At 61.0% G+C, this 5,545-nt stretch carries 4 protein-coding genes; 3 read left to right on the top strand and 1 reads right to left on the bottom strand.

What is annotated here, in order from left to right; translation table 11 throughout:
* Positions 1 to 190: 190 nt before the first annotated feature.
* Complete coding sequence (gene norR, locus V6093_RS13630; protein ID WP_014861449.1) at positions 191 to 1,747, bottom strand: nitric oxide reductase transcriptional regulator NorR; 1,557 nt, start codon at positions 1,745 to 1,747, stop codon at positions 191 to 193.
* Positions 1,748 to 1,901: 154 nt separating this feature from the next.
* Between norR and hmpA the strand changes: the two genes are divergently transcribed.
* The 3 genes from hmpA (at position 1,902) to cyoA (ending at position 5,544) form a co-directional block, all read left to right on the top strand.
* A complete protein-coding gene (hmpA, locus tag V6093_RS13625) occupies positions 1,902 to 3,080 on the top strand; it encodes an NO-inducible flavohemoprotein (protein ID WP_012051223.1) in 1,179 nt (392 codons plus the stop codon).
* Between the two features lie 456 nt (positions 3,081 to 3,536).
* Positions 3,537 to 4,043: a disulfide bond formation protein B gene (locus tag V6093_RS13620; RefSeq protein WP_003248609.1), complete on the top strand. Its 507-nt coding sequence runs from the start codon at positions 3,537 to 3,539 to the stop codon at positions 4,041 to 4,043.
* 559 nt (positions 4,044 to 4,602) lie between these two features.
* Positions 4,603 to 5,544 carry a ubiquinol oxidase subunit II gene (gene cyoA / locus V6093_RS13615; RefSeq protein WP_003248605.1) on the top strand — a complete coding sequence of 314 codons (942 nt, stop codon included), beginning with the start codon at positions 4,603 to 4,605 and terminating at the stop codon, positions 5,542 to 5,544.
* Position 5,545 lies beyond the last annotated feature (1 nt).

Raw genomic sequence — 5,545 nt, 5'->3', positions numbered from 1 at the left:
GGATGCTCCCTGCTGATATCCGGATCCCCCGGCCCGAGTGTTCGGGCCACAACCGACGTAACAGAGCCCTTTCAGGGGTCTTACGCACAGCCTCGACCAGGCAGTCGACAAACGGGTGGTTAGGGAGATATAGCAGCCGGTGGGGAAGCAACCAGATGGCTTTCTGGGTTAATCCTTTGGTAGAAAAGCCTCAGCGAAGCCCTAGCCTGCGGGCCAAACGGCTCAGGTTTGCGCGGTCCAGACCGAGTTCGCGGGCCGCTGCTGCCCAGTTGTCCTGATGCCGCTGCAGGCAGGCTTCGATCACCTGTCGCTGGTAAATATCGACGGCTTCACGCAAGCCGCCTTCAGGCGTGGTGACCACTTGCAGCGGTGCAGCAGGGGAGGGCAGCGTGCCTGGCGTGGTTGCCGACACACGCAGGTCCAGGTCGATGGCTTCGAGGGTGAGGATACGTGGCCGATCAGGGTGCTGGCCCAGCGCCTTGAGTGCCGAGCGGCCGATCAGGTGTTCCAGTTCGCGCACGTTGCCTGGCCAGTCGTAGGCGATCAACGCGGCTTGGGCCTCATGGCTCAGGCGCAGGCTGTTCAGGCCCAGCCGTGAACGGTTCTGTTCGAGGAAGTAGCCCGCCAATAGCAGCACGTCTCGCCCACGTTCGCGCAAAGGTGGCACGTGCAGCGGGTAAACGCTGAGGCGGTGATAGAAGTCGGCGCGAAAGTTGCCCGTACGCACCTCGGCAGCGAGGTCGCGGTTGGTAGCGGCGATCAGGCGCACGTCCACCCGGTGCTCGCGGTCCGAACCCAGGCGCTGCAACTGGCCGCTTTGCAGCACGCGTAGCAGTTTCGCCTGCACCGTCAGCGGCAGTTCACCCACTTCGTCGAGGAACAGCGTGCCGCCGTTGGCCAGTTCGAACTTGCCGCGGCGCTCGCCATGCGCGCCGGTGAAGGCGCCGCGCACATGACCGAACAGTTCGCTTTCCACCAAGGTGTCGGGCAGGGCGGCGCAGTTGAGGCTGACCAGCGGCTTGTCGGCGCGGTTACTGGCCTGGTGCAGGGCCTGGGCCACCAGCTCCTTGCCAACCCCGGTTTCGCCGGTGATCAGCACGGTCAGGTCGCTGCTGCCGACCAGACGAATTTCCTCCACCAGGCGTTTGTGCGCGGGGCTCTGGCCAATCAGCTCTCTATCCTGGCCGCTGGCCTGACGGTAGAGCTCGGCGCGATGGTGTTCGTCTTCGGCGCGCAGGGCCAGGTGCTCGATACGCTCGGCCACGGTAACGGTGGCGGCAGCCAGGCTGGCAAAGGCCTGCAGGGCATCCAGCTCCAGGCTCTGGAACTGCCCGGGGGTGAGGGCGTCGAGGGTGACCAGGCCCCATGGGCGCTCATCGACCATCAACGGGCAGCCCATGCAGTCGTGCACTTCAAGGTCGGCATCGGGGGCATTGACCAAACCATCGTAGGGGTCGGGCAGTTCGGAATCGCTGGCGAAACGGGTGGGTTCCGGGCGGCTGAGCAGTATCTGGAAACGCGGGTGCTCGCTGACCCGAAAGCGCCGGCCGAGGGTGTCGGGGCTAAGGCCATCCACTGCCAGCGGCACCAGCCATTCACCATCCAGTCGCAGCAGTGCTGCAGCATCGCACGGCAGCAGGCCACGCATGGCTTGCAACAGGCGGCGGTAGCGTTCCTGGTCGGGCAAATCGCGGGACAGGTCGCTGACCAGGGGCAGGAGGGTGGTGAGCAGTGGCTGTGTAGTCATATGGACTCCTATGGGTCGATATGACTATACGCAGAGGTGGGTCGTTTTGACATGACCTGCATCAAACCCCTGATTTTGCTGGCGATAAAAGTTGGCACGATTGCTGTAATGGCAGGGGCAGTCATTTGAAGCCACAGGCTCAGGAGTTGTTGCAATGCTCAATGCCGAACAACGTGCAATCATCAAGGCCACTGTACCTCTGCTGGAAAGCGGCGGCGAAGCGCTGACCACCCACTTCTACAAGATGATGCTCAGCGAATACCCCGAGGTACGGCCGCTGTTCAACCAGGCCCACCAGGCCAGTGGCGATCAGCCGCGTGCGCTGGCTAACGGCGTGTTGATGTATGCCCGCCATATCGACCAGCTGGAGCAACTGGGCGGCCTGGTCGGGCAGATCATCAACAAGCATGTTGCCCTGCAGATTCTGCCGGAGCACTACCCGATTGTCGGAAGCTGCCTGCTGCGCGCCATCGAGGAAGTGCTGGGCAAGGACATTGCCACCCCTGCGGTGATCGACGCGTGGGGCGCGGCCTATGGCCAGCTGGCCGACATTCTGATTGGCGCTGAAGAAAACCTCTATAAAGAGAAGGAAGAGGCCGAGGGTGGCTGGCGCGGTACCCGTGAATTCCGCCTGGTACGCCGCGAGCAGGAAAGCAGCGAGATCGTTTCGTTCTACTTCGCCCCGGTGGATGGCATGCCGGTGCTCAAGGCAGAACCTGGCCAGTACATCGGTCTGAAACTTGACATTGACGGTGCCGAGCAGCGCCGCAACTATTCCCTGTCGGCGCTGTGCGACGGCAAGGAATACCGCATTAGCGTCAAGCGCGAGGCGGGCGGCAAGGTCTCCAACTACCTGCACGATGAGCTGGTGGTGGGCGATACCCTGAAACTGTTCCCGCCTGCGGGTGACTTCACCCTGGCAGCCAGCGACAAGCCGCTGGTGCTGATCAGCGGAGGGGTGGGCATTACCCCGACCCTGGCGATGCTGCAGGCAGCGCTGCAAACCCGGCGCGAGGTGCATTTCATCCACTGTGCGCGTAATGGCGCGGTGCATGCCTTCCGGGACTGGATCGATGGCCTGGCGGCGCGCCATCCACAGCTCAAGCGCTTCTACTGCTATGCCGAGCCGGAAGGTGGCGCTGCGGCCGACGCCGTGGGTTTGCTCAGTGAAGACCTGCTTGCCGAGTGGCTGCCGCAGGAGCGTGACGTGGACGCCTACTTCCTTGGGCCCAAGGGCTTCATGGCGGCGGTCAAACGCCAGCTGAAGGGCCTGGGGGTGCCGGAGCAGCAGAGCCGCTACGAGTTCTTCGGGCCGGCGGCAGCGCTGGAGTGATATAGCGCCTGTGCCGGCCTCTTCGCGGGCACGCCCGCTCCCACAGGTATTGCACCGGTCTTGAATGTGGTGCCGTCTCTGTAGGAGCGGTTTTACCCGCGAAGGGGCCGGTACAGGCTTATAAAGTACTCGTCCCCCCGCTGCAGCACACCGTTCTGCCTATATATAAAGGAAAGATGAAACCGGGCGCTGCGCTTTCATCCTTAATCATCCTTTAATCACGGTATCCTTCACTCCCGGGTGTCGAGGGGCTTGCCCCTGCGCGGCACCTGGGCAGCCGTTTTTTTGCCGCCCGGCGTTGAACCGACGTCGTTGCGGCCGGTCTCAGTCACACTGGATAGCCCTGCGCAGTGCTTCCGCGACGCTCCCTCGGCATGCTCACAGGCCATGCCCAGCGTGTAGACTTGCGCCCAGGCAGGCGGACCACGCTGCCACTATCCATCGAAGGAACCGGCAATGAACGAACAAACATCGCGCCTGAATCGGGAACGGCGCTTTCTGGTGCTGTTGGGGCTGATCTGCCTTTCACTGATCGGCGGCGCCCTCTACATGCAGGTGGTGCTAGGCGAGGCACCTTGCCCGTTGTGCATCCTGCAGCGTTATGCGTTGCTGTTCATTGCCGTGTTTGCCTTCATCGCTGCGGCGATGCCTGGGCGCCGCAGCCTGACCTTCTTCGAGGCATTGGTGGTGCTCAGTGCAATTGGCGGAATCGTTGCGGCTGGCAACCATGTGTATATACTCGCCAACCCCATGGTCAGTTGCGGTATCGATACCCTGCAGCCGATCGTGGATGACCTGCCACTGGCAAAGCTGTGGCCACTGGCGTTTCAGGTCGACGGCTTCTGCAGCACGCCGTATCCGCCGATCCTCGGCCTGTCGCTGGCGCAATGGGCACTTGTGGCGTTCGTGCTGACCGCCGTCCTCGTCCCGCTCGGTATCTACCGCAATCGACGCCAGGCTTAGACAAAAGTCCCGAATTGCATGAGGTCTTTTGCACCGCATGAGAAGAGGGAAAAGTTGCGCACCGCTTGATCCAGATCAACCCACAGGCCTTGCAGAATGCGGCTTTGAGGCCTAGCAAGCGGGGTGCGACAAACTGTCGCGAAGTTGAATTATTGAGCAGCATTGTTACGGATTCTGTAAAAGACTGTTGCTCAATAAGTCATAGTCAAGGGTTGGCGACCTATCTACAATCGCCCCCAATTTCCGTTCGGCACTGCTTGCGAGTCGCAGGATTGAAGGAAGCCCCAGCGCTCCTTTTTGCTGACTTCGTCAAGTTTCGCCCAACGGCGATACCGGGCGGACACCCCTCCGCGTTTTCCCGCACCAAATGGACTTGGTCTGAAGTACAGGCCTGTTGCCTACGAAACCATAAGCACCGCTAACCCGCTTGAAGCCAAGGTCCTGCAGTCGGACCCCAGGCAGGAGCGAGTACGGGCGCGAAATGCCTCACTTGGCAGGACGAAGTGTTGGCTACCAAAACACAAATTGCATTGAAGCAAGCTGATCTAGAGGTCGTGAGATGAGTAAAAAGCGTTACCCCAGACTGTTTGGCATATTGCCCTTTTTAGGCATGCTTTTACTCAGTGGGTGCAACTGGACCCTGCTCGACCCGAAGGGCCAGGTCGGCATTGAGCAAAAGAACCTGATCCTGATCGCTACCGGCCTGATGCTGCTGGTGGTAATCCCTGTGATCATCATGACCCTGGCGTTCGCCTGGAAGTACCGTGCTTCCAACAAGGCAGCCACTTACACCCCTGACTGGTCGCACTCGACCAAGATCGAGGCCGCGGTATGGATCATCCCGATCCTGATCATCATCGCCCTGGGTTACGTCACCTACCACTCCACCCACAAGCTGGACCCTTATCGTCCGCTGGATTCGGACGTTAAGCCGATTCAGATCGACGTGGTCGCGCTGGACTGGAAGTGGCTGTTCATCTACCCGGAGCAGGGCATTGCCACGGTCAACAAGATCGTCTTCCCGGCTAACACTCCGGTCAACTTCCGCGTCACTTCCGACGCCGTGATGAACTCGTTCTTCATCCCGGGCCTGGGCGGCCAGATCTACGCCATGGCCGGCATGACCACCAAGCTGCACCTGATCGCCAACGAAAATGGCGAGTTCGACGGTATCAGCGCCAACTACAGCGGTGCTGGCTTCACCGGCATGAAATTCAAGGCTACTGCCACCTCTCAGGAAGACTTCGACAAGTGGGTCGCTGAGGTCAAGCAGTCGCCGAAGAAGCTGGACAAGGCCGAATACGACGCCTTGGCCAAACCAAGCGAAAACAACCCGGTCGCGCTGTATAGCGAGGCTTCGCCTGAGCAGTTCCAGCTGATCGTCGACAAGTACGAAGGCATGAACCGCGGTCGTAGCCACGAAGAAGCAGGCAGCAAAGATCTGGCCACAACCAAGGGTGTGGAATCGAGTATGCAACCAGCTGCCGGTGCAGAGGAGTAAG

The sequence above is a fragment of the Pseudomonas putida group bacterium ESBL64 genome (assembly GCF_045277175.1).
Taxonomy (GTDB): Bacteria; Pseudomonadota; Gammaproteobacteria; order Pseudomonadales; family Pseudomonadaceae; genus Aquipseudomonas; species Aquipseudomonas alloputida.
Note: the sequence above shows the minus strand (reverse complement) of the source record. Positions and strands in the feature narration are given on the sequence as shown.

What these genes read in the sequence shown, in the direction of transcription:
- norR (WP_014861449.1), bottom strand. Translation starts at nt 1,747, where the DNA reads ATGACTACACAGCCACTGCTCACCACCCTCCTGCCCCTGGTCAGCGAC.
- hmpA (WP_012051223.1), top strand. Translation starts at nt 1,902, where the DNA reads ATGCTCAATGCCGAACAACGTGCAATCATCAAGGCCACTGTACCTCTG.
- V6093_RS13620 (WP_003248609.1), top strand. Translation starts at nt 3,537, where the DNA reads ATGAACGAACAAACATCGCGCCTGAATCGGGAACGGCGCTTTCTGGTG.
- cyoA (WP_003248605.1), top strand. Translation starts at nt 4,603, where the DNA reads ATGAGTAAAAAGCGTTACCCCAGACTGTTTGGCATATTGCCCTTTTTA.